The organism is Streptomyces sp. NPDC059649 (genome assembly GCF_042734445.1).
GTDB lineage: Bacteria > Actinomycetota > Actinomycetes > Streptomycetales > Streptomycetaceae > Streptomyces.
In genome coordinates, this window is record NZ_JBHWDV010000029.1 from 41,537 (window position 1) to 67,609 (window position 26,073).

Annotated in this window: 25 protein-coding genes and 1 tRNA gene; 14 read left to right on the forward strand and 12 right to left on the reverse strand. The window is 72.9% G+C overall.

All coding sequences use genetic code 11. From position 1 onward, the window contains the following. The first annotated feature begins 97 nt into the window (after positions 1-97). The 6 genes from ACFV1J_RS26205 to ACFV1J_RS26230 all read left to right on the forward strand — a co-directional run bounded on the left by ACFV1J_RS26205 (position 98) and on the right by ACFV1J_RS26230 (position 4,694). Positions 98-982 (forward strand): TetR family transcriptional regulator C-terminal domain-containing protein, encoded by an 885-nt coding sequence (locus tag ACFV1J_RS26205; RefSeq protein ID WP_385861905.1) that lies wholly within the window; start codon positions 98-100, stop codon positions 980-982. A gap of 86 nt (positions 983-1,068) precedes the next feature. Beyond that, on the forward strand, positions 1,069-1,956 hold the full coding sequence (locus tag ACFV1J_RS26210) for a 3-keto-5-aminohexanoate cleavage protein (RefSeq protein WP_385861908.1): 888 nt from the start codon (positions 1,069-1,071) through the stop codon (positions 1,954-1,956). A gap of 71 nt (positions 1,957-2,027) precedes the next feature. Further along, complete coding sequence (locus ACFV1J_RS26215) at positions 2,028-3,005, forward strand: 3-hydroxyacyl-CoA dehydrogenase NAD-binding domain-containing protein (RefSeq protein ID WP_385861910.1); 978 nt, start codon at positions 2,028-2,030, stop codon at positions 3,003-3,005. Beyond that, entirely contained in the window at positions 3,002-3,457 is a 456-nt protein-coding gene (locus tag ACFV1J_RS26220) for a thioesterase family protein (RefSeq protein WP_385861913.1), read from the forward strand. Before ACFV1J_RS26215 ends, ACFV1J_RS26220 begins: the two co-directional genes overlap by 4 nt. Before the next feature lie 117 nt (positions 3,458-3,574). Next, on the forward strand, positions 3,575-3,907 hold the full coding sequence (locus ACFV1J_RS26225) for a DUF427 domain-containing protein (protein ID WP_385861915.1): 333 nt from the start codon (positions 3,575-3,577) through the stop codon (positions 3,905-3,907). 85 nt (positions 3,908-3,992) lie between these two features. Then, positions 3,993-4,694, forward strand: a complete 702-nt coding sequence (locus ACFV1J_RS26230; RefSeq protein WP_385861917.1) for a DUF309 domain-containing protein — start codon at positions 3,993-3,995, stop codon at positions 4,692-4,694. 7 nt (positions 4,695-4,701) lie between these two features. Here ACFV1J_RS26230 and ACFV1J_RS26235 read toward each other — a convergent pair whose 3' ends face one another. The 6 genes from ACFV1J_RS26235 to ACFV1J_RS26260 all read right to left on the reverse strand — a co-directional run bounded on the left by ACFV1J_RS26235 (position 4,702) and on the right by ACFV1J_RS26260 (position 10,335). After that, positions 4,702-5,874, reverse strand: coding sequence for a D-alanyl-D-alanine carboxypeptidase family protein (locus ACFV1J_RS26235; protein ID WP_385861919.1), 1,173 nt, complete (start codon positions 5,872-5,874; stop codon positions 4,702-4,704). Positions 5,875-6,082: 208 nt separating this feature from the next. Then, entirely contained in the window at positions 6,083-7,318 is a 1,236-nt protein-coding gene (locus ACFV1J_RS26240) for a cytochrome P450 (RefSeq protein ID WP_385861920.1), read from the reverse strand. 236 nt (positions 7,319-7,554) lie between these two features. Then, a complete protein-coding gene (locus tag ACFV1J_RS26245) occupies positions 7,555-8,775 on the reverse strand; it encodes an MAB_1171c family putative transporter (protein WP_385861922.1) in 1,221 nt (406 codons plus the stop codon). Further along, positions 8,768-9,400: a hypothetical protein gene (locus ACFV1J_RS26250; RefSeq protein WP_385862009.1), complete on the reverse strand. Its 633-nt coding sequence runs from the start codon at positions 9,398-9,400 to the stop codon at positions 8,768-8,770. Before ACFV1J_RS26250 ends, ACFV1J_RS26245 begins: the two co-directional genes overlap by 8 nt. 79 nt (positions 9,401-9,479) lie before the next feature. Continuing rightward, complete coding sequence (locus ACFV1J_RS26255; RefSeq protein WP_385861924.1) at positions 9,480-9,968, reverse strand: helix-turn-helix domain-containing protein; 489 nt, start codon at positions 9,966-9,968, stop codon at positions 9,480-9,482. Positions 9,969-10,258: 290 nt separating this feature from the next. Beyond that, positions 10,259-10,335 (reverse strand) — tRNA-Pro (locus tag ACFV1J_RS26260). 164 nt (positions 10,336-10,499) lie between these two features. Between ACFV1J_RS26260 and ACFV1J_RS26265 the strand changes: the two genes are divergently transcribed. The 3 genes from ACFV1J_RS26265 to ACFV1J_RS26275 all read left to right on the forward strand — a co-directional run bounded on the left by ACFV1J_RS26265 (position 10,500) and on the right by ACFV1J_RS26275 (position 12,634). Then, the gene (locus ACFV1J_RS26265) at positions 10,500-10,793 is read left to right on the forward strand and encodes a YiaA/YiaB family inner membrane protein (RefSeq protein ID WP_030415232.1); all 294 of its coding nucleotides are present in this window, start codon (positions 10,500-10,502) and stop codon (positions 10,791-10,793) included. A gap of 231 nt (positions 10,794-11,024) precedes the next feature. Beyond that, positions 11,025-11,675, forward strand: coding sequence for a transketolase (locus tag ACFV1J_RS26270; protein WP_385862011.1), 651 nt, complete (start codon positions 11,025-11,027; stop codon positions 11,673-11,675). Between the two features lie 50 nt (positions 11,676-11,725). Continuing rightward, positions 11,726-12,634 carry a transketolase family protein gene (locus ACFV1J_RS26275; RefSeq protein ID WP_385861926.1) on the forward strand — a complete coding sequence of 303 codons (909 nt, stop codon included), beginning with the start codon at positions 11,726-11,728 and terminating at the stop codon, positions 12,632-12,634. Positions 12,635-12,642: 8 nt separating this feature from the next. Here the strand turns inward: ACFV1J_RS26275 and ACFV1J_RS26280 are convergent, their stop codons facing one another. Further along, positions 12,643-13,557, reverse strand: a complete 915-nt coding sequence (locus ACFV1J_RS26280) for an alpha/beta fold hydrolase (protein WP_385862012.1) — start codon at positions 13,555-13,557, stop codon at positions 12,643-12,645. A gap of 181 nt (positions 13,558-13,738) precedes the next feature. Here ACFV1J_RS26280 and ACFV1J_RS26285 point away from each other — a divergent pair, with 181 nt between their 5' ends. Both ACFV1J_RS26285 and ACFV1J_RS26290 read left to right on the forward strand, forming a co-directional pair. Next, positions 13,739-16,975: an amidohydrolase family protein gene (locus ACFV1J_RS26285; RefSeq protein ID WP_385861929.1), complete on the forward strand. Its 3,237-nt coding sequence runs from the start codon at positions 13,739-13,741 to the stop codon at positions 16,973-16,975. Positions 16,976-17,272: 297 nt separating this feature from the next. Then, positions 17,273-18,568: an acyl-CoA dehydrogenase family protein gene (locus ACFV1J_RS26290; protein WP_385861932.1), complete on the forward strand. Its 1,296-nt coding sequence runs from the start codon at positions 17,273-17,275 to the stop codon at positions 18,566-18,568. Positions 18,569-18,689: 121 nt separating this feature from the next. On the opposite strand, the gene ACFV1J_RS26295 is transcribed toward ACFV1J_RS26290, so the two are convergent. The 5 genes from ACFV1J_RS26295 to ACFV1J_RS26315 are packed head-to-tail and all read right to left on the reverse strand — an operon-like array spanning position 18,690 to position 22,745. Beyond that, positions 18,690-19,295 (reverse strand): GAF domain-containing protein, encoded by a 606-nt coding sequence (locus ACFV1J_RS26295; protein WP_385861934.1) that lies wholly within the window; start codon positions 19,293-19,295, stop codon positions 18,690-18,692. After that, on the reverse strand, positions 19,292-19,912 hold the full coding sequence (locus ACFV1J_RS26300) for an ATP/GTP-binding protein (protein WP_385861936.1): 621 nt from the start codon (positions 19,910-19,912) through the stop codon (positions 19,292-19,294). Before ACFV1J_RS26300 ends, ACFV1J_RS26295 begins: the two co-directional genes overlap by 4 nt. Beyond that, positions 19,890-20,285 carry a DUF742 domain-containing protein gene (locus ACFV1J_RS26305; protein WP_385861938.1) on the reverse strand — a complete coding sequence of 132 codons (396 nt, stop codon included), beginning with the start codon at positions 20,283-20,285 and terminating at the stop codon, positions 19,890-19,892. The genes ACFV1J_RS26300 and ACFV1J_RS26305 overlap by 23 nt, the downstream gene beginning before the upstream one ends. A gap of 2 nt (positions 20,286-20,287) precedes the next feature. Then, positions 20,288-20,737 (reverse strand): roadblock/LC7 domain-containing protein, encoded by a 450-nt coding sequence (locus tag ACFV1J_RS26310; protein ID WP_385861939.1) that lies wholly within the window; start codon positions 20,735-20,737, stop codon positions 20,288-20,290. Continuing rightward, positions 20,727-22,745, reverse strand: a complete 2,019-nt coding sequence (locus tag ACFV1J_RS26315) for a sensor histidine kinase (RefSeq protein ID WP_385861940.1) — start codon at positions 22,743-22,745, stop codon at positions 20,727-20,729. Before ACFV1J_RS26315 ends, ACFV1J_RS26310 begins: the two co-directional genes overlap by 11 nt. A 712-nt stretch (positions 22,746-23,457) precedes the next feature. On the opposite strand from ACFV1J_RS26315, the gene ACFV1J_RS26320 reads away from it, so the two are divergent. The 3 genes from ACFV1J_RS26320 to ACFV1J_RS26330 all read left to right on the forward strand — a co-directional run bounded on the left by ACFV1J_RS26320 (position 23,458) and on the right by ACFV1J_RS26330 (position 26,030). Then, on the forward strand, positions 23,458-23,895 hold the full coding sequence (locus ACFV1J_RS26320) for an Hsp20/alpha crystallin family protein (RefSeq protein WP_385861942.1): 438 nt from the start codon (positions 23,458-23,460) through the stop codon (positions 23,893-23,895). Between the two features lie 323 nt (positions 23,896-24,218). After that, positions 24,219-24,620, forward strand: coding sequence for a DUF2267 domain-containing protein (locus ACFV1J_RS26325; RefSeq protein ID WP_385861943.1), 402 nt, complete (start codon positions 24,219-24,221; stop codon positions 24,618-24,620). Positions 24,621-25,172: 552 nt separating this feature from the next. After that, positions 25,173-26,030, forward strand: coding sequence for an RNA polymerase sigma factor SigF (locus tag ACFV1J_RS26330; RefSeq protein ID WP_385861946.1), 858 nt, complete (start codon positions 25,173-25,175; stop codon positions 26,028-26,030). Positions 26,031-26,073: the final 43 nt, after the last annotated feature.

Consider the following 26,073-nt stretch of genomic DNA (forward strand, 5'->3'; position numbering starts at 1 on the left):
CACTCCCCCGCGAGAGTGGCCACGAACTGCGGTTTTAAGCCCGTCCACCTTCCTTGGCATTGCGATGTTCTCAACACGGCTGTTACGGTCCCGGACCATGAAGGACGCCCCCGGAGGCCCGGGCCCCGATGACGCCGTGGACCGGATCACCGATGCCGCCGGCGCGGTCACCGACCGTGTCCGGGAGGTGATCGGCCGGCTCGGCGTCAGCCACCGGGAGTTCGCCCGCCGGATCGTGATGGACCCGTCGAAGCTGTCCCGGTCGCTGGGCGGCACCCGGCGCTTCACGCTCGCCGAGATCGTGCGGATCGCCGACCTGGGCGGGGTCGACACCGGATGGCTGCTCGGTGCGCCGGAGCGGCCCGCGCCGGCGGCGGAGCGGGCGCCGGCCGCCGTCCCCGAGGGCGGCCGGCCGCTGCAGATCGTCCGGGAGACCGTCCGGCTGATCGCCGAGCACGGCTTCCACGGCGTACGGGTCGCCGACATCGCCGCCGCCTGCGGTACCAGCCCGGCCGCCGTGCACTACCACTTCCCGGGCCGCGACGAGCTGCTGGAGGCGGCCGTGCGGTGGTGCATGGACGAGGACACCGAGCGCCGGGCCGCGGGCCTGGCGGCGGCCCCGGACGCCCACGCGGAGCTGCTGCACCTGATCGCGCTGCAGACCCCGCGCAGCGCGCAGCAGCGCCGCCAGTGGCTGGTCTGGCTCGACCTGTGGGCGCAGGCGGCCCGCTCCACCGCCGTGGGGCGGCTGCACGAGCACTACTACCGGCAGTGGCGCAGCACCGTCGCCGACGTGCTGCGCCGTGGTGTCGCGCAGGGCGTCTTCCGTCCGGTCGACCCGGAGTTCACCGCGCTGCGGCTGACCGCGCTGATCGACGGGCTGGCCACACAGGTGCTGGCCACCGCGCCGGACAGCACCGGGCCGGACACCATGCACGCCGCTCTCCTGGCCTTCGTGGAGAGCGAACTCACCGTCCGCTGAGGCACCCGGCCGTCCCCGCCGGCACCGCCCCCCCGCAGCACCCGCAGCACCTGAGGCACCCGAGGCACCCACCCGAAGGGATCCCCGTGAACCACGAGGTCATCATCACCTGTGCGCTGACCGGCGCCGGTGACACCGTCCGCCGCTCCCCGCACGTCCCCGTGACGCCCGAGCAGATCGCCGCCTCGGCCGTCGAGGCGGCCGCCGCGGGCGCCGCGGTGGTGCACATCCACGTCCGCGACCCCGGGACCGGCGATCCGTCGCGCGATCCGCGGCTGTACGCGGAGGTCGTCGACCGGATCAGGCAGACCGGTACCGATGTCGTCATCAACCTCACCGCCGGCATGGGCGGCGACCTGGTCATCGACCCGGACCGGCCGCTGCGGCAGCTGCCCGGTACGGATCTGGTCGGCGGCCTGGAGCGGCTGCCGCACGTCGAGGAACTCCTCCCCGACATCTGCACCCTGGACTGCGGCTCGCTCAACTTCGGTGACGGCTCCAGCCTTTACGTCTCCACCCCCGACATGCTGCGGGCCGGGGCCAGGCGCATCCAGGAGCTGGGCGTACGGCCCGAGCTGGAGATCTTTGACACCGGTCAGCTGTGGTTCGCCAAGCAGCTGCTGGCCGAGGGGCTACTGGACGACCCGACCGTCTTCCAGCTGTGCATGGGCATCCCCTGGGGCGCGCCGGCCGATCCGGGCGTGCTGCAGTCGATGGTGAACATGCTGCCCGAGGGCGCCCAGTGGGCCAGCTTCGCGCTCGGCCGGATGCAGATGCCGTGGGTCGCCCAGTCCATCCTGCTCGGCGGCAACGTCCGGGTCGGCCTGGAGGACAACCTCTATCTGAGCCGGGGGGTGAAGGCCACCAACGGCCAGCTCGTGGCGCGTGCGGTGCAGATCACCGAACTCCTCGGCGCCACGGTCGCGACCCCGGACCGGGCCCGGGCCCGGCTGGGCCTCAAGCCGCGCCCCTGACCGCCCGGCCGGGGCTTTCCGGCCGCCCCTCCCCGACCACCGCCCCTCCGCTCCCCGGGAGCCGCCCCGCCATGCCCTCCACCACCCCCGCGCCCTGTGCCCCCGACGACGTGCGCCGCATCGCCTGCATCGGCGCGGGCGTCATCGGCGGCGGCTGGGCCGCCCACTTCCTCGCCCGTGGTTACGACGTCACCGCCTGGGACCCGGCGCCCGACGCCGAGCAGAAGCTGCGCCGCCTGGTGGCCGCCGCCTGGCCGGCGCTGGAGCAGATAGGTCCGGCCGCGGGCGCCTCCCCGGACCGGCTGACCGTCGCCCCCACCCTCGCCGAGGCCGTCGCGGACGCCGACTTCGTCCAGGAAAGCGCCCCGGAGAAGCTGGAGTTGAAGCGTTCGCTGCTCGCGAAGCTGGCCGCGGCGACCCGCCCCGGCGTCGTCATCGCCTCCTCCACCTCCGGCTACCCGATGACCGACATGCAGGCCGAGGCGGCCGGCCCGGACGCCGCCGCCCGCATGGTCGTCGGCCACCCCTTCAACCCGCCGTACCTCATCCCGCTGGTCGAGGTCGTCGGCGGCGAACGGACCGACCGGGCCGCCGTCGAGTGGGCCGCCCGCTTCTACCGCCTCGCCGGCAAGTCCGTCATCACCATGGACCGCGAACTGCCCGGCTTCATCGCCAACCGCCTCCAGGAGGCGCTGTGGCGGGAGGCGCTGCACATGGTCGCAAGCGGTGAGGCCACCGTCGAGGACATCGACGCCTCGATCACCGAGGGGCCGGGCCTGCGCTGGGCGTTCATGGGCCCCTGCCTGACCTTCGCGCTGGCCGGCGGGGAGGGCGGCATGGCCCATATGCTCGACCACTTCGGGCCGTCCCTGAAGTCGCCGTGGACCCGGCTGGCGGCTCCCGAGCTGGACCGGCCGCTGCGCGACGCGATGGTCGACGGCTGCGCGGCGGCCGCGGGCGGGCGGACGTACGCGGACCTGGTGGCCGAACGCGACCAGGGCGTCATCGACGTGCTGCGGGCCACCGGCCGTCTGGGAGGCACCCGTTGACCGCACCGCTCCTCTTCCGGCAGACCGTCCGGGACGACTGGATCGACTACAACGGCCACCTCAGCGAGGCGTATTACGTCCTGGTCTTCGGCTTCGCCACGGACGCCCTGATGGACACGACCGGTCTCGACGCGGCCTACCGGGAGCGCACCGGCTGTTCCCTCTACACGGTCGAGACCCATGTGCGCTACCTCCGCGAAGTCGCCCGCGGCAGTGAACTCACCGTCCGTACGGCCGTGTTGGGCGTGCACGGCAGGAAACTGCGGCTGCTGCACGAGATGTTCGTGGGCGCACCGTCCGGTGAGCCGGTGGCGACGGAGGAGCTGTTCCTGCTGCATGTCGACCGGTCCGGCGGGCGGGCGGCACCGCTGCCCGAGGCGACCCGCGAGCGGCTGGCCGGGCTCGTGGTGCCGGCGCCGGAGTGGGCGGGGCGCGGGATCCGGGAGGTGTAGCGGTGCGCGCCGGGGGCCGGTCGCGGGTCCCCGGTGCGATCCTGGACGGTACGGGGCCCGCGCCCGTGCGCGCCCCCGTACCCTCACCGTGCAGGCCCCAACGAAGGAGAGCCGGTCATGAGCGCCACCCACGGCCACCGTATCGACGTCACCCAGGGCACCGACCACGTCCGCGTGGTGATCGACGGCCGGCTGGTCGCCGAGAGCCACCGGCCGGTGCGGCTCACCGAGACGGGCTGTCCGGTGCGGTACTACCTCCCGCCCGAGGACGTCCGGATGGATCTGCTCACCCCGTCCGGCACCCACACGGTCTGCCCGTTCAAGGGCACCGCCTCCTACTGGTCGCTGCCCGACGGGCCCGAGGACGTCGCCTGGGCCTACCCGGAGCCGCATGCGGAGGTCGCGCAGATCAAGGACCATCTGTGCTTCTACGACGCCGAGGTCGTCTGACGCGCGCGGTGGCGGCGTCCCGGCGCGGGCGGGCAGGCGGTACCCCGCCACGACGCGCCGGGCCCGCCCGGCGCACAATCGAAGCGTGAACGACACCCATGACGAGGGCGGCGACCCGGCGTGCTGGCTGGACCGGGTGTGCGACGCCTGCGGCCGGATCCGTGAGCGGCCCGGCAGTGACGTGTGCGAGCACTGCGGCGCCGCCGCCGACGGGCCGGAAGAGGAAGACCGGACGGCTCCGCCCGCCGCCTCCGGGACCGGTGCCCGCCGCCGGGACCGGGACGAGACGGGCCGGGCCCGGAACGCCCGGCCGCGGGACGGTCTGGGCCGGCCGCTGCCGTACGGTGCGCCGGGCGTGGACCGCCAGCCCGAGGGGGTGGCGCGGACGCCCGCGGAGACCCTCGCCGAGGCGCAGCGGCTGCTGGACTTCGGGATGCCGTTCCACGCCCATGAGGTGCTGGAGGACGCGTGGAAGGCGGCGCCGGAGGCGGAACGCGAGCTGTGGCGCGGGCTCGCACAGCTCGCGGTGGGCCTCACCCATGCGGCGCGCGGCAACGCGGTGGGCGGTACCGCCCTGCTGGAGCGGGGAGCCTCGGCCCTCGCGCCGTACGCGGCGGCCGCCCCTTACGGGATCGATGTCGCGGGGCTGCTGGCCTGGGCGGATGGGCTGACCGGGCGGCTGGCCGGTGGGCCGGCCGCCGGGGACGGGGCGGCCGGTCCGGGGCCCGTACCGGCGGCGGAGACCGCGCCCCGGCTGCGGGCCGGCCAAGGGCGGGCCGGGGCCTGAGGGCCGGCTACCCGGCCGCTCCGTCCTTCCGGCCGTGGCCGGACGGGACCGGCTCTCGCCGCCACCGGGCGAGCAGGGAACCCAGTCCGAACGTCGCGATGCCGGCGCCGCCCGCCCCGAGGACGAGGGCGGAGGACGCGGCGGACGCGGGGTGGCCGACGCGGCGTTCGGGGCCGGTGATCTGGGCGGCCACCGGGCGGAGCGGGGCGGCGCGGACGGCGTGCAGGGTGCCCACCGGGTGGGTGCTGCCCTCCGTGCGGAAGCCCCAGTCCAGCAGCGAACCGGCTTCCTTGTAGACGCCGTTGGCCACCTGGGACTGCGGGTTGAGGACGGTGACCAGCAGGGTCCGGCCGTTCCGGCGGGCGGCGGCGATCAGGGTGTTGCCGGCCTTGCTGGTGTAGCCGTTCTTGACGCCGATGATGCCCGGGTAGCGGGGCACGCCGTGCGAGCCGGACAGCAGGCGGTTGGTGTTCTCGATCGGGAGGGCGCCGCCGGCGCCGGGGAAGGTGGCCCGGGCGGTGCCGCAGTAGCGGGCGAAGTCGTCGTTGGCCAGCCCGGCGCGGGCGAAGACGGTCAGGTCGTACGCGGAGGACACCTGGCCCGGCGCGTCGTAGCCGTCGGGGGACTTGACGGTGGTGTCGTGCGCGCCGAGTTTCCGGGCGGTCTGCTGCATCTCGCCGGCGGTGGCCTGCCAGCCGCCGTTCATCGCGGCGAGGACGTGCACCGCGTCGTTGCCGGAGCGCAGGAAGACACCGCGCCACAGGTCGGCCACGGTGTAGCGGTGGCCCAGCTGGACGCCGACGAGGCTGCTGCCGGCGCCGACGCCGGCGAGGTCGGCGGAGCTGACCCGGCGGACCGTGCTCGACCGGAACTTCGGCAGGACGGTGACCGCGAACAGCGTCTTGAGGGTGCTGGCCGGGGCGAGTTTGCGGTGCGGGTCCTTGGCGGCCAGCACGGCGCCGGTCTCCGCGTCGGCCACCAGCCACGACAGCGCGGACAGCCCGCCGGGCAGCTGCGGTGTGCCGGGTGCGGTGACGGTGCGCACCCCGGTCGCGGCCCCGGCGGGCTGACGGTACGTCGGCCCCTTCGCCGTGGCCGGTATGCAGGTCAGCGCGACACCGGCGGCGGCGAGCAGCGCCAGCGCGGCTGCCTTCTTCGGTACAGCTGCGTCACATGCCATGCCGACACGCTACGGAGCGCGGCGGCCGTGCGCAGCGCGGTTGGGCCAGTCGGGCCATCGCGGCGTGGCGCGGGCCGGGTTGTCGCATCTGCAACGGCCGCAAAGGAAGGCCCGCCCGGTGCGACGGGGGATGCACACCGGGCGGGCTCAAGAACCTTTCTACCGCATCGACGAACGGTTACGCCTCAAAAACGTGTTCGTTTCTCGATTACCAGGCGATCGGCAGCGAAATCAGGCCACGCGAACGGAGGGCCGGACGGTGCCGCAGATCCCCTCGCGGGACGGCCAGGCGCAGCTTCGGGAAGCGGGCGAGCAGCACCTCCAGCGCGGTGACGGTCTCCATCCGGGCCAGCGGCGCGCCGAGGCAGTAGTGGATGCCGTGCCCCAGGGCGAGGTGCCCGGAGAGCTCCCGGCCCCGGTCCAGCCGGTCCGGGTCGGGGAAGCGGGCCGGATCGCGGTTCGCGGAAGCGATCGCCAGCAGCACGCTCTCGCCCGCCGGGATCCGCACCCCGCCGATCTCCACGTCCTGTGTGGGGAACCGGCGGATGGCGAGCGGGGACGGTCCGTCGTACCGCAGGAACTCCTCGACGGCGGCGGGCAGTTCGGCCGGATTGTGCTGCAACTCCTGAAGCTGTTCCGGGTGGTCGAGCAGGGTGAGCACGGAGTTGCCGATGAGGTGGACGGTGTTCTCGTATCCGCCGAAGAGGATGAGGAAGGCGAGCGAGGTCAGCTCGTCCTCGGTGAGCCGGTCGCCGCCTCCGGTGCCGTCGCCGCCGTCCGTGTCGTCCCGGACCGCGACCAGGTCGGAGAGCAAATCGTCGCCCGGCTCGGCGCGCTTGGCCGCGATCAGCCCGGTGTAGAACTCCTGCATGGCGCCGATCGCCTGCCCCATCAGCTCCGGCCGGGCCGGGTCCGGGGTGATCAGCGCGTCGGACCAGGCCAGGAAGTCCCGGCGGTCCCGGTGGGGGACGCCGAGCAGATCGCAGATCACGGTGATGGGCAGCGGTCCCGCGTAGTCGGCGATCAGGTCCGCCGGGCCGCCGCGCCGCTCCATCGCGTCCAGCAGTTCCTCCGCGACCTGCCGTACGGGCGCCCGCAGCGCGTCCACCCGGGCGGGGGTGAACGCCTTGTTCACCAGGCGGCGGATGCGGGTGTGGTCCGGCGGGTCCATGTTGAGGAGGTTGGCGTCGAGGGCGGGCGGCAGGGCGAAGCCGCGGTAGCCGCCGGGTGCGGCGTGCCGTTTGTCCAGGGAGAGCCGCGGGTCGGCGAGGGCCCGGCGGACGTCGTCGTAGCGGGTGACCAGCCAGGCGGGCTGCCCGTCGGCCCCGGTGATCCGGTGCACCGGTCCGGCCTCGCGCAGTGCGGCGTAGGCGGTGTACGGGTCGTCGAGCAGGGGCGTGACGTCGATGGGCGCGTCGGGGGCGGTCTCGGCGGAGTTCTGCATGGTCCGACTGTAGGTCGCCGGCGGCGGGCCACCTGCTGTGGTGCGCCATCGGGCGGCACCCGCGTGCGCACGGGCCCCGGTACGCGAACTGCCCCGCACGCGAACGGCGTTGCCCGCGCGCGGGGCGTCGAACGGGCAGCGGCACCGGTCCCAAGGGACCGGTGCCGCGTCCTTCGTGCCGGGCGGCCCGGACCCCCGTGCCGGGCCACCCCGTCTCTGTGGCTGCCGCGCCCGCCTCAGCCGCGGGCCGCCGCGCTGCGCTGCCGGAGTTCGGTCAGCACGGTATCGATCAGCGGCGAGTGGTAGACGTCCGCGACCAGCGCCAAGTGTTCGTATTCCGCGGCGAGTTCGGCCGGTTCGGTGCCGTTGGCGACCACCACGCTGTCGGCGCCGTGGACCGGGACGTGGCCCACCGCGCGGTTCTCCAGGCCCCGGCGGAGCGCGGCGGCCTCGGCGACGGCGGCCAGCTGCCGGTCGTCGAGGGCGACCGCGCGGGCGCGTTCCCGGGCGATGTCGACCGCGTCGGACTCCACATGGCGGCGGATCCCGCGCTGGACGTCCCGGATCTCGGCCATCTGCCGGTTGGCCCGCCACTCCAGATCGGCGAACGGCCAGCGCACGGACCACGCCGAGGTCTCCATCGTGACCTCGGGGGTCTGCGCGGTGACGGTCCGCCAGAGCGGCGACAGCCGGCGCAGCCGGCGCCAGGCGGCGACCCGGGGTCCGGCGGCCGGCAGCGCGAACCCGGCCAGGACCAGGATCGCCGCGACCGAGGCGCTCAGCGGTGCCACCCCGTTGGAGAGCCAGAGTGCCGGGTGGCCCGTCCAGGAGAGGACGAAGCCGATGACCTTGCAGGCGCAGTAGACCAGGCCGAGCCAGCAGCCGGCGGCCAGCACCCGCAGCCCGCGCGCGAGATGCGTACCGCCGAGCCGGGCGGCGTAGCGGGGACAGAGCGTCCCCAGGCCGGCCAGGCTCGATCCGAAAATGGCCAGATACAGCACCAGGAACAGCATGACTCCGGGCGAGTCGGTGTAGGCGGTGCTGAAGTCGCGGGGATGCTCGACGGCGTCCGGCCGGCCGACCGCGAACCCGGTGATCGCCACCGCCCACAGCACCGCGACTCCCCCGACCGCGGCCCGCGCCCGCGCCCGGGCGCGCGCCCTGGCCGCCGCGCCCTCCCCCGCCGTCCAGCGCAGCAGCAGGACCAGCGCGCCCGCCGCGAAGACCACCACGGAGGAGTAGAGGAAGACCATGGCGAGGTTGGCCACACCGACCAGCCGGTCGAAGGCGCGGTAGAGGCTGGGCGCGGAGAACAGGAAGACCGTGGCCACCCCGCCGGTCATCAGACAGGCCAGCCCGAGGTCGGTGTTGCTGCGGTCGCGGAACCAGGCGACGGACTTGTAGCCGACGATCGCCCAGGCGGCCAGCCCGAACGACAGATAGATGACGTCAAACACGCGGTCCCCCGTCCTCGCCCCCGGCCGGCCCCGCGCCCGCTCCCTCGCCGGTCCCGTCGAACCGCTCGCCCCCGTCTCCCGTACGCTCGCGCTCCCGCCGTACGTGCTGCAGCGCGGGCCCGAGCGCCGCCGCGAGCGCCGCGGCCTGTCCCTCCAGCGGGAGTTCGTCTTCCGCGGCCGAGGGCGCGACCCGTTCCATCAGCAGGGTGCCGAGCACCTCGGTCTCCCGCTCGGCGAGGTTGTCGTAGCCGTGGTGCCGGGCGAAGCCCATGGTCAGGCCCATCCGCCGCATGGCGGTGGCGACATCGACCGAGGGGGTCCAGATCTTCAGCGCGTCCTCGGTGACGGCCGGGTCCTGACCGTGCCCCAGCAGGAGGTGGCTCAGCTCGTGCAGCACGATGTGCGCCTGGTGCCAGGGCGAGGTGCGCAGCTCGTAGAAGACCCAGTAGCCGTCGTCGGTGACGGCCGTCATGCCCGAGACCACGCCGCCCAGGCTCATCGGCACGAGATGCACGGGCCGCTCCACCCGGGCCGCGACGACCTCACACATCCCGCGCAGATCGATGACGGCGGGCAGTGCGAGCTCCTTGATGAGCCGCTTGCACCGCCTGCGTATCTGCCCCACTCGCATGCTCGTCCCGTCCTCATGTCCGGCCTGCCGCCAGGTGGCGAAGAGCTGGCCGCGGTCAACGGCGCCCACCGTGTCACTCACCACGCCGGTCACCGCCCTGCTCCGGCGGGTCGGTCGGCAGGTTCATCTGCTGCCGGAACTGCGAGATGATCGTGGTCAGGCTGTCCTGCACCTCCGGCGGCAGCCCGACGGAGCGCAGCGCGATGGCCCGGACGCGCTGGTCCCGCATCGCGGCGAGGAACCGCACCTCTTCCTCCACCCGCGCGGCCTGCGGCTGGGAGAGGTCCCCGAGCAGGTAACCCACCGGCACCGCAAAGAACTTGGCCAGCGCGCGGAGCAGCTCCGGGCTCGGATTCGTCCGCTTGCCGTTGCGCAGCATCGACAGATACTGCTCGGTGACCCGGACCCCGCCGTACTCCTCCGTCCCGGCGCTGATCTCCTCGGCGACGTAGGCGTTGGTGTACGGAGCACCCGGCGGGTGCATGTTGGCGAAGAGGTGGTTGAGCCGCTCCGCGAGCACATTGCCCGCCCCCTTGGACCGGCCGTCGCCCCCCACGCCCATGCCTACCGTCCCCCCGTCGACAGCACCAACGAACGTCCCAACGGTTGGTTAAGCCGCCGGGCCCACAGCACTCATCCTGTCATGCAAGGAACGCGCCGCACCAGTCCCCTTACGGACAGTGAGGGCGCTCGGGCTTAACCGGGAGTTGAGTGACGGGCCCGAGTATCCGGATCGCCCGACGGATCGCCCGGATCACCCGGCGACGGGCCCCCGCACCCGCACCCTCCCCAGGGCAACGCAAAAGCCGCCTCCTCCGAAGAGAAGACGGCTTCCGACCTACGAGAAATCGCTGGTCGGGACGACAGGATTTGAACCTGCGACCCCTTGACCCCCAGTCAAGTGCGCTACCAAGCTGCGCCACGTCCCGGTGCCCGTTCCGGCCGGGAGGTCCCGGCTGGCCGTGCACGAGAACGATACCGCATGTCAGAGGGTCACCGCTGCCATATCGCGACGGAGCGCCACGGCGACGGGCCGGACCGGATGAGTACCCGTACTCATGCGCCGGTGTCACCGCGCGGCCACGCTACGCGCATGACTACTCCATCGATTCAGCGGCCGACCACGACGGCCTTCTTCGTGCAGGCCGCGATCTCCTTCGGGCTGTCGCTGGCGGCGCTGGTGATCGGGATCCTCAAGCTGCCGGTGGGACCCTGGGAGCGCGGGTTCCTCGCGCTGGGGCTGATCTTCGTGGTGTCCTCGGCGTTCACGCTGGCCAAGTGCGTGCGCGACCGGCAGGAGGTGGCCGAGGTGACGAACCGGGTGGACAAGGCCCGGATCGACAAGCTCCTCATCGAGCAGGACGTGTTCAAGCCGGGGCAGGTCTGAAGCCGGCCGCGCCGGACCACCCAGCCGTGACGACCGTTCCGACGGTTCCGGTTCGACGGCGGCGGTCCGGTGCTTGACCTCAAGCGGGCTTGAGGTTGCACGCTCGGTGGCATGACGCGGACGACGCAGACGCAGGCACACACGCAGACGCAACCACAGACACAGACAACGCAGACACAGACACAGACGAGGCAGGCGACGGCTACGGGTTTCGCCCAACTGCCCGGTCTGATGAGCCTGATGACGGGGGATGAGAAGCACGGGCCGGCCGCGACCTCCACGCTGGACGCGCTGTGGGTGCTCTACGACCGGGTGCTGCGGGTCTCCCCGGAGCGCGCCGACGCCCCCGAGCGGGACCGGTTCCTCCTCTCCAAGGGCCACGGACCGATGGCCTACTACGCGGTACTGGCCGCCAAGGGCTTCTTCCCCGTCGACTGGCTGCCGGGCTTCGGCTCGTACGACTCGCCGCTCGGTCACCACCCGGACCGGCTGCTGGTGCCCGGCGCCGAGATCGGCAGTGGATCGCTGGGGCACGGGCTGCCGCTGGCCGTCGGGACCGCCCTCGGGCTGCGGGCGCAGGGCCTGACCGACCCCGCCGTGTGGGTGCTGATCGGGGACGCCGAGCTGGACGAGGGCAGCAACCACGAGGCGCTGGCCTACGCGGGCGCCGCGGGCCTGGACCGGCTGCACACCCTGGTCATCGACAACTCCTCCGCCACGCACGGCTGGCGCGGCGGGATCGCCGCCCGGTTCGAGACCGCGGGCTGGTCCGTGGCCACCGTGGACGGCCGTGACCACCGGGCGCTGTACGAGGCGTTCACCGCACCGCACCCGGGCCGTCCGCATGCCGTGGTCGCCCGCGTCGAACCCAAGGGCGCCTGACCCGCCCGGTTTCCCCCTCCCCACCAGAGCTTCCAGAAAGGCCTTCCGTGATGGACACCATGCGTGAGCGCTTCGCCTCGGTCACCTCGCAACTCCTGGACGACGATCCCCGGCTGGCGGTCGTCCTCGCCGACATCGGCGTGGACGGATTCGCCGGGGCGGCCGGGCGGCACCCGGACCGGGTGGTGAACGTCGGCATCCGGGAGCAGCTGTTGATCGGTGTGGGCAGCGGGCTGGCACTCACCGGGCTGCGCCCGATCATGCACACCTTCGCCAGCTTCCTGGTGGAGCGCCCCTTCGAGCAGGTGAAGCTGGACCTCGGGCACCAGGGCGTGGGCGGGGTGCTGGTGAGCGCCGGCGGCTCGTACGACTGGCCGAGCGGGGGTTTCACCCACATGTCGCCCGGTGACATCGCGCTGCTCGACACGCTCGACGGCTGGACCGTGCACGTCCCGGGGCACCCGGACGAGGCCGAGACGCTGCTCCGCCAGGCCGCGGCGGCCGGCGACGACAAGGTGTACGTACGGCTGTCGGTGCAGGTCAACCAGGTGCCGCGGGCGGTGGACGGCGCCCGTTTCCAGCGGCTGCGGGAGGGCCGCCGGGGCGTGGTCGTGGCGGTCGGCCCGATGCTGGACAACGTGCTCGCCGCGACCGAGGGCCTGGACGTCGGCGTGCTCTACGCGACGACCGTGCGGCCCTTCGACGGCGCGGCGCTGCGTGCCGCGACCGGGGCCGCGGACGCCGCGGACGTGGTGATCGTGGAGCCGTACCTGGCGGGGACGTCGACCCGGTTCGCCAATGACGCGCTGGCCGACCGGCCGCACCGGGTGCTGGGGCTCGGGGTCGGCCGCCGGGAGCTGCGCCGGTACGGACAGCTCGACGAGCACCTGGCGGCGCACGGCCTGGACGCGCCGGGCCTGCGGGAGCGGATCGCGGGGTTCCTGCCGTCCGGTTCCTGATCTTCGGTTCAGATGTGCTTGTCGAGCCAGGCCAGCAGGTCGTGCTGGACCTCGTCGCGGTTGGTCTCGTTGAGGATCTCGTGCCGGGCGTCGGGATAGGCCTTCCAGGTCAGGTCGCGGATGCCGAGATAGCGGAAGTCCTCCAGGAGTTCCTGCACCAGTGTCAGGCCGGCGTGGCAGGGGTCCAGCTCGCCGACGGCGAGGTGGACGGGCAGTCCGCGGGGGATCCGGGCCAGGTTGGCCGGGTCGTTGATCTTGCGGATGGCGCGTACCCAGTCCCGCGTGAGGCCGGCGCAGAACGGGAAACCGCAGTCCTCGTCGGCGACGTAGGCGTCCACCTCGGCCGGGTCGCGGGAGAGCCATTCGTAGCCGGTGCGGTGCGGGAAGGCGTCGTTGAACGAGCGGAAGGTGCGGGGGAGGAAGGACGAGAGCGCGGTGCGGCCGTGCCGGGCGATCTCCTCGTCGAGTTCGGCGGTCGCGGCCTCGATGTCCAGGCCGGGGAGCGTGCGGAAGGTGCCGCTGAGGATGAGCCCGGCGAGGTCGGCGCCGTACTCCTGGGCGTAGTCGCGGGCGAGCATCGAGCCCAGGCTGTGGCCGAGCAGGACCAGCGGGGTGCCGGGGTGGGCGGTGGCCGCGTGGTCGCCGAGGGCCTTGAGGTCGGCGACGATGGCGCGCCAGGAGTCCTCGCCGACCACTCCGCGGCCGCCGGTGGAGGCGGCGGTGGCGCCGTGGCCACGGTGGTCGGAGGCGAGGACGCCGTAGCCGTGAGCGGTCAGGAAACGGGCGAAGCGGTCGTAGCGGCGGCCGTGTTCCGCGGCGCCGTGCGCGATCTGGACCAGGGCCCGGGGCCGGCCGGACTCCGGCAGCCAGGTGTAGGTGGCGATGCGGGCGCCGTCCGGGGCCTGGTGGAAGTCCTGCTGCATGGCGTCGTCTCCTGACTGCCGGGTGGTGGCTGACGAGTCGTCGGCGTCCACTCTCGCGTCCCGGGCGGGGAGCGCCAAGGGGGCGCGCGTGGCGGGGTTGGCCGGGCGGCTGCGGGCCATGACACGATCAGCCGGTTCTTTCCTGGCGCCTGTGCCGCAACTCCCGTTCACAGGAGGATCGTTGGACACCACGGACGGATTCGAGAACACCCCCGACGCGCCCGCTCCCTCGCCCCTTGGGGCCCTACCGCTCTCCCGCCGCAGGTTTCTGCGGGGCACGGCGTCGGCCGCCGCCACGGCGGGCCTGGCCGGGGTCGCCGTCGGCGCACCGGCCGCCGCGGCCCAGGACGCCGGTGCGTCCGGCGGCGCGCTCTCCTTCACGGCCGCCACCAACGGCGCGGCCTCGCTCGCCCCGGCCGGCGACCGCCTGGTCGCCGAGGTGCAGAACGTCCTGTGGTCGCTGCCCCGAAGCGGCGGCGAGGCGGTGGCACTGACCCCGCCCGATCTGGAGCCGACCCGTCCGGTGCACTCCCCCGACGGCCGCCGGATCGCGGTCTGCGCCTACCGGGGCGGCAACTTCCATCTGTGGACGCTGGCCACCGACGGCTCGGACCTCCGGCAGCTCACCGACGGGCCCTGGGACGACCGCGGTCCCGCCTGGTCGCCGGACGGCACCCGGATCGCTTTCGCCTCGGAGCGCGGCGGCGATCCGGTGACCGGCAGCCCGTACCGGTTATGGGTGCTGGAGGTGCGTACCGGCCGGCTGACCCGGGTGACCGGGCTGCCCGGCCAGGACGGGCCGCACCAGGACGGCGCCTGGGAGGACTTCGACCCCTGCTGGTCGCCGGACGGCGCCCGGCTCTTCTTCGTCCGGGGCACGGCCTCCGACACCGCGCTGGTCTCGCGCACGGTGGCCTCGGTGGCGGCCGACGGCAGCGGCGCGGTGCGCACCGAGCACACCGAGACGGCGGCCGCCCAGGTGCTGGTGCCGGCGCTCTCCGCCACCGGCCGGCTGGCGTACCTGCGGACCACGGACCGGCCGGGACCGACCTGCGCGCTGGTGGTCGACGGCCGGGTGGTCGCGGTGGACGGGGACGTGGAGCCGGTGCCGCCGCGCTGGATCTCCCGGGACGAGCTGCTGCTGACGGTCGGCGGGCAGTTCCGGATCGTCCGGCCGGACGCCCCGGAGCACGCCGAGACCGTGCCGTTCTCCGCGCGGCTGCCGCTGGACCGCCCCGGCTACCGCGTCAAGGACTACGGTTTCGAGCGGACCGCCGCCGGACCGCTGCGCGGGGTGCACCTCCCGGCGCTCTCCCCGGACGGCCGCACGGTGGCCTTCGCCGCGCTCAACTCCCTGTGGACGGCGCCGACTTCGGGTGGCGGCGCCCCGCGCCGGATCGTCCGCGCCAAGGCCACCCGGTACGTGTCCGCGCCGAGCTGGTCGCGGGACGGCCGGGCGCTGCTCTACGCGGACGACCGGGACGGGCTGTTCGCGGTGCGCCGGCGGGAGGTCGCGACCGGTGAGGAGACCGTGCTGGCCACCGGCGGCCGGGTGCAGCCGGCGCTGTCCCCGGACGGCGGACGGCTGGCCGCGCTCGACATGTCGGGAAATCTCGTGGTACGGACGCTTGCCGACGGCCAGGAGACCGTACTCGCCGCACCGATGGGCGCCGGCGGGCTGCCGGGCCGTCCCAGCTGGTCGCCGGACGGCCGTCATCTGGCGTACTGCGACCGCAACCGCCTCAACCGCCGCTTCCGCGAGGGCTACAACGTCATCCGGGTCCTCGACACCGGGACCGGCCGGGAACGGGTGTTCGCGGTCGCCGAGCATGTCTCGATCGCCGACCGCTACGACTCGGGCCCGGTGTGGTCGCCGGACGGGCGCTGGATGGCGGTGATCGCCGAGTCCGCGCTCTGGGTGCTGCCGGTGCGGCCCGACGGCACGCCGGACGGCCCGCCGCGGCAGCTCACCGACGAGAGCGCCGACCATCCGTCGTGGTCCGGGGACTCCGGCACGCTGCTCTACCTCTCGGCGGGGCGGCTGCGGCTGATCCCGGTGTCCGGCGGCCCGGCCCGCACGGTCCCGCTGTCCCTGACCCCCACGCGGTCGCGGGCCCGGGACACCGTCGTGCACGCGGGGACGTTCTGGGACGGCACCGGCGAGACGGTGCGGGAGGACGTCGACGTGGTGGTGCGGGACGGGCGGATCACCGCGGTACGCCCGCACCGCACCGCCCGGTCCGGTGCCGCCCGGCGGGTGGACGCCTCGGAGCGGACGGTGCTGCCGGGCCTGTGGGACGCGCACACCCACCCCTGGCAGATCACCTACGGCGGCCGGCAGACCGCGCTGCAGCTGGCGTACGGCATCACCACCGCGGTCTCCTGCGGCGGCTTCGCCTACGAACAGGCGCGGCTGCGCGAGGCGGTGGCGGCCGGGGCACTGGCCGGGCCGCGGCTGCTGACCTGCGGGGAACTGCTGGACGGCGGCCGGGTCGCGTACAGCATGGGGCGGGCGCACCGCACCCGGGAGGGGCTGCGGCGCTCGCTGGAGCGCGGTGCGGCGCTGGACTGGGATGTCGTCAAGACGTATGTCCGGGCGCCGGGCTGGGTGATGGCGGAGGCGGCGCGGTTCGCGCACCGGCAGCTCGGGGTGCGGGCCGGCAGCCATCTGCTCACCCCGGGCGTCCAGCTCGGACAGGATCTGACGACACATCTGCAGGCCACCCAGCGGATGGAGTTCGGACATGCGGTGTCCGGCTCCGGGCACGCCTACCAGGACGTCGAGGAGGTCTACACGGGCAGCGACTTCCATCTGATCGCCACCCCCTTCTCGTCGGCGGCGCTGCTCGGCGAGGACCCGGCGCTCGCGGACGACGTACGGGTCACCCGGCTGATGCCGCCCTGGGACACCGCGGTGGTGCGGGAGAACGCCGGTCACCGGCCGACGCCGGCCCAGCTGTCCGACATCGCGACCGAGACCGGGGTCTACCGGCGGGTGCTGGACGGCGGCGGGCTGCTCGCGCTGGGCACCGACCAGCCGCTGGTGCCGGTGGGACTGGGACTGCATCTGGCGCTGCGCGCGCTGCACCGCGGCGGCCTGGGCGTGGCCCGGACGCTGCGCACCGCGACCGCGCTGCCCGCCCGGGTGTTCGGCGCGGAACGGGACCTGGGGACGCTGGAGGTCGGCAAGCTCGGTGACATGACGGTGGTGGACGGCAATCCGTTCGAGGACTTCGACACGCTGGTGCGGACCTCGGCGGTGCTGCGCGGCGGACGGGTGGTCACCCAGCGGGAGTTGACCGAATCCTTCCCCGCACCGGCCGGACGGGCGCTGCGGTCGGCCGGGACGGACGGGACGGACTGGCTGGAGGTGGGCCGGCAGCTGCGCCGGGACTCCTGCTGCGATTCCGCGCACTGACCCGTCGACCACCGCCGGGCGGTCGGGTGGTGTGGGGTGGCGCGGCTTCCCGGGACGCCGGGAATCCGCGCCACTCCGTCGCCGTCAGGGGGGTGGTGCGCCCGCGCTTCGCACTCCAACTCGCCCGGTGATACCGGCCAGTTGATGTTTTGGGTGGGCCGGAGTAGGTATGCCAACGGGTATTGCACGCGGTAAGCGACGGATCACTTTCCGGAACGACCACTGCAGACGGTGCCGCCGGCGCCGTCCCGAGGCGGGGTGCGACCAGCGCGGGGAAAATGCGGAGGAGGGCTTGTCTTGCATCGCCATTTCACGGACCAGCGGCACGAAGCACTCCGGCTCCGGGTACGGGACTTCGCCGAGAGGGAGGTCCGCCCCCGGATTGCGGAGATGGAGGCGAGCCGTACCGTTTGTCGTGACCTTTCGCGTCTGATCGCCCGGCAGGGGTGGATCGGCGTGACCGTCCACCGGGCGTACGGCGGGATGGGCGCCGGGCATGTCGCCAAGACCCTCATCATCGAGGAGCTCTCGCGGGTCAGTGCGGCGATGGGCGCCATGGTGCAGGCGTCCCAGCTGGGCGTCGCCAAGATCATCCACTTCGGCAACGAGGAGCAGAAGAAGACCTGGCTGCCGGCCATCGCCTCGGGCGACTGCCTGCCGACCATCGCCGTGACCGAACCGCACTCCGGCGGCCATGTGCTGGGCATGACGTCCACGGCGGTCCGGGACGGCGACGACTACCTCCTCAACGGCCGCAAGACCTACGTCGGCAACAGCCACGTCGGCGATCTGCACGGCGTCGTGGTGCGTACCGGCGAGGGCTCCAAGGGCCTGTCCGCCTTCCTCGTCGAGTCCAGCGCCCCCGGGTTCCGCATCGGTCCCCAGCGGCCCGCGATGGGGTTGCACGGCTTCAGTTTCGGCGAGCTGTTCTTCGACAACTGCCGTGTCCCGGCGGCGAATCTGCTGGGCCGGGAGGGCGACGGGCTGTCCGTGGCGTACTCCTCCAGCGTGCTGTACGGGCGACCCAACCTCACCGCCGTCTCGCTCGGCATCCATCAGGCGGTGCTGGACGAGACCACGAAGTTCTGCGCCGACCGGCAGCGTTACGGCAAACCGCTGGCCGACCTCGGCAACATCAAGCTCAAGCTCGGCCGCATCCAGTCACGGCTGCTGCTGGCCCGGCTCGCCGCGTACCACGCCGTGCACCTGCTGGACCAAGGGCTGCCGTGCGATGCGGAGTTGATGAACGCCAAGCTGGTGAACGTGGAGTCGGCACTGGAGTCGGCGCGGGACGCGATGGAGATCCATGCCGCGTGCGGACTGTTCACCGACCGGCCGATCGAACGTTTCCTGCGGGACGCCCACCACATCTTCGCGCCGGCCGGCACCTCCGACATCCAGTTGCTGCGCCTGGGCGAACTGGCCCTGGGCCGGGCGCGGGGCGAGTGGTCCAGCCGGCTCGCCGAACAGCTGCGGCTGGCGCCTTCGGAGTGGCCGGACGAAGACGAGGCCGGTGAGGGCCCGCCGCCCACGGTGCCGGGCCAGCGCACCGGCTCGTCCCGCCAGCGCTCCTGGTTCGCCCGGCTGCGCTGAGCGCGGACCCCGGAGACGGCGCCGCGGCCACCGGCAGGACGCCGGGGCCGCGGCACGGAAGATCAGGAAAGGATCGGGGCACGGACAAGGAAAGGATCAGGGCGGGAATCAGGGGAAACGGTCAGAGGCTGTCCTGCTGCCGCTGTTCCATCCGGTGGATCTGCTCGACGAGTTCGGAAGCCATCGACTTGATGGTCTCCAGCCCCTCCCTCCCCCAGGGACGCGGTTCCAGGTCCACCACACACACGGTGCCCAGCGCCATCCCCGTACGGTCGATCAGCGGCGCGCCGAGGTAGGAGCGGATGCCGATCTCGTCGACGACGGGGTTGCCGGCGAACCGCGGGTAGTCGCAGACGTCCTCCAGCACCAGGGCCTTGCGGCGGACGATGACATGCGGGCAGTAGCCGTGGTCACGGTCCATCACCCGGCCCGGCTGGGCACTGGCCGGCGCCGGGCCCAGTTCGACGGCCTGGTCCTGGGCGGGGGTGTAGAGGCCGGCGAAATACTGCCGGTGCTCGTCGATGAAGTTGACCATCGAATACGGCGCCCGGGTGGTGCGGGCCAGTTTGCGCGCGAAATCGTCGAACGCGGGCAACGGGGATTCGCCGATCCCCAGGGCACGCAGCCGGGCCACGCGGGCCGGGGCCTCGTCGTCCTGCGGGGTCAGCAGCAGATGGCGGGTGGGGTCGTAGGAGACGTACGGGACGCGGGAGGCGGGGTGGTTCATGGCAGCTCCGGGGTCGCGGCGAGGGCGGGGGTGAGCAGATGCTCGACGAGCGAAACCAGGACATGGGTGGCCGAGCTGCACTGTCGGGCGTCGCAGAGCACGACGGGGGTGTTCGGGGAGAGGTCTATGGCGGAGCGGACCTCGTCCGGCTCGTAGTGGAAGGAGCCGTCGAACTCATTGACCGCGACGATGAACTGGATGCCCCGCCGCTCGAAGAAGTCCACGGCGGCGAAGCACTGGTCCAGACGCCGGGTGTCGGCGAGGATGACCGCGCCGAGCGCACCGTTGGACAGCTCGTCCCACATGAACCAGAAGCGCTGCTGGCCCGGCGTCCCGAAGAGGTACAGCATGTGGGCGGGGCTGAGGGTGATCCGCCCGAAGTCCATGGCGACGGTGGTGGTGTTCTTGTCCTCGACGCCCGCCAGGTCGTCGGTGTCGACGCTGATCTGGGTGAGCAGCTCTTCCGTGCTGAGCGGCTCGATCTCGCTCACCGCCCCGACGAAGGTCGTCTTGCCGACCCCGAAGCCGCCGGCGACCAGGATCTTGAGCGCGGTCGGGAAGAGGTCGGGCACGTCGTCCCCCTGGGCGCGGGGGTCACAGTCGTTTGCGAAGTCCATTCAGCACCGCCTCCAGCAGGGCTCGGTCGGTACGGGAGGCGGGCCCGGCCGAAACGGCGGCGGGGGCCCGCGCGGTGAGCGCCCCACAGTCGACGAGGTCGGCGAGGAGCACTTTGGTGACCACGGCGGGCAGCCGTATGTGCGCGGCGATCTCGGCGACCGAGACCGGCCCGCCGCACAGCCCGAGCACCTGGGCGTAGTCGGGGCCCTGGCACGCGACGGGCTTCCGGCCGGTGGCCATCACCATGGTCAGCAGGTCGAAGTGCGCCGTGGGACGGGTCCGGCCGTTGCTGACGGTGTACGGACGGACCAGCCGGCCCGCCGCGTCGTCGTACCACGGTTCCCCGCCCCGCCACTGCCGGCGCACGGTCACGGTCAACGACCGCCCGCGGACGCCTGATGGCGCGCGGGGGTGGACAGGTACGGCCGGACGCTCTTGACCAGCATCGACATCTCGTAGCCCAGCACCGCCACATCGGCCTCGCGGCCGGCGAGCACCGCCAGGCAGGCGCCCGATCCGGCGGTGGAGACGAACAGGAAGCTGGATTCGAGCTCGACGACGACCTGCAGGACGTTGTCGCCGTCACCGAAGCGCGCCCCGGCGCTGCGGGCCAGGGAGTAGAGGCCGGAGGCCAGGGCGGCCATGTGGTCGGCGCTGTCCGGTTCGAAGCCGTGGGCTGCCTTGACCAGGCCGTCCGAGGAGAGCAGGAGCGCGCTGCGGGCGTGCGGTACGCGCTGTACCAGCCCGGTCAGCAGCCAGGACAGATCGGTCTGTTGGCCTGCCTGCCGCTGCAAATGCGCCTGCGTACGCACATCACTCACCATGGTTGCGGTCGTCTCCTCGGGGGCGCGCCATCGGGGCGTCGTGGTCACGGTCGTGGTGCAGGTCGTTGCCGCCCGGGTTGCCGGCGCCGTCACGCAGGTCCGGGGCGGTGCCGTTGGTGTCGGCGTAGCTGTCGTCGGCGAGGCTGAATCCGCGCCGGAAGGCGGCCATCAGGCCGGGGTCGTGCTCGGGCTCGGGGCCATCGCGGCGGGCGGCGGACGGCAGGATCGGGTCGCCGCGCAGCTCGGGGACGAGATGGGTCTGCTTGCGGCGGCGGGGCAGCCGTGGGCGGGCGCTGTTGTCCACGGGGGCCGGTGCGGGCGGGAGGATCACCGGGCCGGGGGCGGCGAGCCGTTCGGCGGGTCCGCCGTCGAGGGAGGGGGTGACGGTGTGCCGTTCGGGGACGGTCGTCTCGGGGCGGGGCAGGTCGGGGGTGGGGCCGTCCCCGGCGTGCACCAGCCGGCGGCGGGCGGCGGGCGAGTCCGGGTCGGGTGAGGGGGCGGGGATGGTCACGGTCCGGGGGCCCGCGTCGACGGTGTCCGGACGGGCGTGGGGGTCGTGAGTGTCGTGGGGCTCGTGAGTGTCGTGGGGGGCATGGGTGTCGTGGCGGGCGTGGGTGTCGTGGCGGTCGTAACGGTCGAATCCGCCGTCCCGGCCGCCGTCCGCCGCGTCCTCCGTGTCCCCGTCGCGTTCGTAGCTGTCGAAGCTGACGTAGATGTCGGAGCCCCCGTGGTCGCGGGCGGGGTCACTGTCCGGTGAGACGGCGGCGCGCTGACCGTCGGCGCCGTCGGCCTCGTCGGCGGATTCGGCGCCGAGCAGCGCCTGCGGGACGATCAGCACGGCCTGAACGCCGCCGTAGATGTTGCTCTGCAGCCGGACGACGATGCCGTGCCGCCGGGCCAGTGAGGAGACCACGAAGAGCCCGATACGGCCGTCGCTCAGCAGCTCGGCCACGTCGATGTGGTCGGGGTCGGAGAGGAGGGCGTTCATCCGGGTCTGCTCGTCCACCGACATGCCCAGGCCGCGGTCCTCGACCTCGACCGCGAGGCCGGCGGTGACGAGTTGGGCGCGCAGCAGGACGGGGGTCTGCGGGGCGGAGTAGATGGTGGCGTTCTCGACGAGTTCGGCGAGCAGGTGGATGACGTCGGCGACGGCGTGGCCGCGCAGGGTGCCCTCGATCGGCGGCACGAGCTTGATCCGGGGGTACTGCTCGACCTCGGCGATCGAGGAGCGGAGCACCTCGGTCATGGAGACCGGGCGGCTCCACTGGCGGCGCGAGATGGCACCGCCGAGGACGGCGAGGTTCTCGGCGTGCCGGCGGATGCGGGTGGCGAGGTGGTCGACGTGGAAGAGGCCCTTGAGCAGGTCGGGGTCCTCGACCTGGTTCTCCAGTTCGTCGAGCAGCTCGATCTCACGGTGCACGAGGGACTGCAGCCGGCGGGCGAGGTTGACGAAGACCTCGACCTTCTGCTCGCTGCCGCTGGCGTTGCTGCGGGCGATGGCGACCGCGTCGATGACCGCGGACTCGGCGGCCCGGCCGGCGGCGGCGACCTCGTGGGCGAGCAGGTCGAGGGTGTCGCCGGTGGGCTCGGGGCCGCTCTCGGGTTCCCGGCGCGGGAGCCATTCGCCCTGGCGGACCCGGTCCAGCAGGTCGTAGAGGTCGGACTGGCTGCGGGCGCAGACCTGGCGCAGCCGGGCGTAGCGGGCGACGGCGGCGCGGGCCTCGGCATTGGCGGCGGCGCCCGCGGTGAGCACGATGACGCAGACCACGACGAGGCCGCCGGAGAGGACCACCCATTCACGTCCGGTGAGCCGCGCGCCGCCGGCCTGGACGACGAAGGCGGCGACCGCGGTGCAGATGACGGCGACGAGCAGGCACGGTACGGCGGCGAGCCGGACCAGGCGGGACCGTATCGCCGAATCGGCGGCCGACTCCGGGAAGGAGGCCCGGCCGTGCCGTCCGCCCTCGCGGTCGCGGCGCCGGGCGGCGGCGGGTGCCGGAGCGGCCACGGGTACGGGGGCGGGGGCGGGCCCTGAGGAACCCTGGGTCCCTGGGGATCTTGGAGCCTCCTGGGACGTCTGGGTCCCCTGGGGGAATGCGGTAGGCATTGGCGCCCTCCGGATCGGCCGTTGGCAGTTCACGGAGCACGCACGCTAGTTGTTGCGGGGGTGGGGTTCGGACCTACTTCGAGGTTTCGCTACCCCGCGCCACCTCCTTGAGTGGACGTCGCACGCACTCCAGTGCGAGCGAAACCGAACTCCCGTACAGAAAGAGGGAGTTGACCCCTCTCAGGCCTCGCCGCCGAGGCTCACTGCCGGCGCACGCCGACCTTCCGCGCGCCGGTCGCCGGCCCGGCGTGTCGCCGCTCGAAGGCTCCGCCCGTGAGCCTGCCCCGTTGCACGGGACGCCAGTTGCCGGGAAGCGGGTGGATCGCCTTCTCACCCTCGCGAGTGATGGACGGGGCGGGAAACGGGAAGCGGGAAGCGGGAATTGCGGATCGGAGCCGGGGAGGGGGGCGCGCGTCGGAGCCGTGGAGGGGAGCCGGGACCGGAGCCGCGGATCGGAGCCATCGATCGGAGCCGTGGAGGGGCATCGTCTCGTGGCGACTGTCACCCGTTCGACGACAGATTATTTGTCAACGGTTCGATGACATGCTACAACTGGGGCAGGTGAAGCGCATTGGCAGGCACTGCCGCCCGAAGCCACTGGAGGTGTTTCACGATGTTGATGCGCACCGACCCGTTCCGCCCTCTCGACCGGTTCACCCAGGCGTCGCTGGGCGTTTCCGGCACCTGGTCGAGGCCCGCCCCGATACCGATGGACGCCTACCGCGCGGGCGGGGAATTGGTGATCGCGCTCGATCTGCCGGGCGTCTCCCCCGACGCGATCGACATCGACATCCAGCGGAACGTGCTGACCGTCAAGGCCGAACGCCGGCCGGCCCCCGAGGCGGACGACGTGCAGATGCACCTGAGCGAGCGCCCGTTGGGCGTCTTCTCCCGGCAGATCGTCCTGGGCGACGCGCTCGACACCGAGCACATCACCGCCGATTACGACGCCGGCGTGCTGACCCTGCGCATCCCGGTCACCGAACGCACCGAACCCCGCAAGATCACCGTCGGCGGGGGCGCAACGGCCCAGCAGCGCGCCACCAGTTGATTCGACCGGCACGGACGATGTGACCGACCGGCACGAATGACGTGACTGACCGGCACGAATGACGTGACTGACCGGCGCGCACGGTTCGACCGACGCGCGCGCTTCGAACGGCGCGCGCTTGATCGCCGCGCGCGCTTCGACCGGCGCTCACGATTCGCTCGGCCGTGCCACCGTGCCGTGGCTGGTCCCCGGCGGGCCGGTCACGTCACCGACCAGGAACTCCGTTGACCGAATGACGAGTGACGAGAAAGGCGACCGCGTAACCGATGTTCACCCAGCCTGCGCCTGAAACCGGTCGGCCCACAGGCCGGCCCGCACCGGGTATGACGTTCGACCAGATGCTGGAACGGGTCCGGTACGAAGGGGCGTACCCCACCCGGGAACGAGCGGAGGAAGTCGTACGCGCCGTGCTGGCGGCGCTCGGCCGGCAGCTGGTCGGCGACGAACGCGTCGAACTCACGGCCCGGATGCCCGTCGAGGCGGCGCTGGCGTTCACCTCCGAGATCCCCTGCCCCGACAGCGAGCGCCTCACCGGCTGGGGCTTCGTGAAGGAGCTCGCCGCCCGCACCGGCGGCACCGCGGCCACCACCCGCTGGGACGCCGGCGCGGTCCTCACCACCGTCGCCCAGCTCGCCGGCCCCGAACTCCTCACCCGCGTACTCGCCCAGCTCCCCTCCGGGTACGCACTCCTCTTCGGCCGCGCCGAACTCACACAAGCGGCTTGACCTCTGCGGCCTGAACCCTGACGGCCTGGCCCTGACGGCCGGATGGCCGGGGGGGTGGGATGACCCCGGGAGGGATGGCCGTGGAGGGATGCCCCGGGGGGATGGCCGGGGCGCTGGGCAATGCGAGGACGGCGGGTTGGGGGAAGGACGGACCCGTAGGGGGTGTGCGAACAGATCCCGTAGGGGATACGCGCGCCCCCTCTGGGGCCCAGAACGTGAAACCGAGGGGCGATATTCCCGCGCAAGGCCCGCAAAGGCTGGCACATGGCCCCCGCAAGGCCCGCGAAGGCCCGCACATAGCCCACGCAAGGCCCCGGCACGGCCCCCACAGGGCCCAGGAGGACCGGACCACAACCAGCCGACCGGCCGGTCGGCTGGTTGTGGTCCGGGCCTCCCATGCCGTTGGCACGCATGCCCGATCCGCGGTCTCCGTGCCGCGCGTCCCTGGCGTATGACGGCCCGCCATATACAGAGCGAGGACGCATGACTCTTGTTCCTCCGGGTAGGCGGCCGCTGCGGCGCCCGAGCGTGTCGGGCGCGCAGGAAGGCGTGATGACCACCGTCGTGAATGACACCGCGACCGAGCAGCACACCGAACTGACCGCTGATCTGCCGGAGGTGCCGTGCCCGAGCGCGGTGGCTCCCAGGGATGCGCGCGAATTCTCCAAGCTGTTCTTCGCGCGGCTCCAGGAATGTGAAGAGGGCACGCACGAGTACCAATACGTGCGCAATACGCTCATCGAGATGAACATGTCGATGGTGCGTTATGTGGCCCGCCGCTACCGCAGCCGTGCTGACGACATGGAAGACATCATCCAGGTCGGCACCATCGGGCTGATCAAGGCGATCGACCGTTTCGACCTCGCCCGTGAGGTCGAATTCTCCACCTTCGCCGTCCCCTACATCCTCGGCGAGATCAAGCGTTTCTTCCGCGACACCGGCTGGGCGGTGCACGTCCCCCGCCGGCTCCAGGAGCTGCGCAGCGAACTGGCCAAGGCGAAGGAGCAGTTGCACAACGACCTCGACCGGGAGCCCACCGTCCGCGAACTCGCGGCCCACCTGGAACTGTCGGAGGAGGAGGTCATCGAGGGTCTGGTGGCCGCCAACGGCTATACCGCCGGCTCGCTCGACGCCCCCAGCGACCCCGATCCCGGCGACCAGCGCCGCCCGTTGGCAGATGTCCTCGGGGAGGACGACCCGGGCCTGGAGACGGTCGAGGACCTGCACACCCTGGCACCTCTGCTGCAGACGCTCGACGACCGTGAACGCCGGCTGATCGAGCTGCGGTTCGGACAGGAAATGACCCAGTCGGAGATCGGCGCGGAACTCGGCGTCTCCCAGATGCACGTCTCGCGGCTGCTGTCCCGCATTCTTTCCCGGTTGCGCACCGGCATGCTCACCGACCGCTGACTCCGGGCGGCGATTCCCTCCACGAAACCCTGGAACCCGTCGA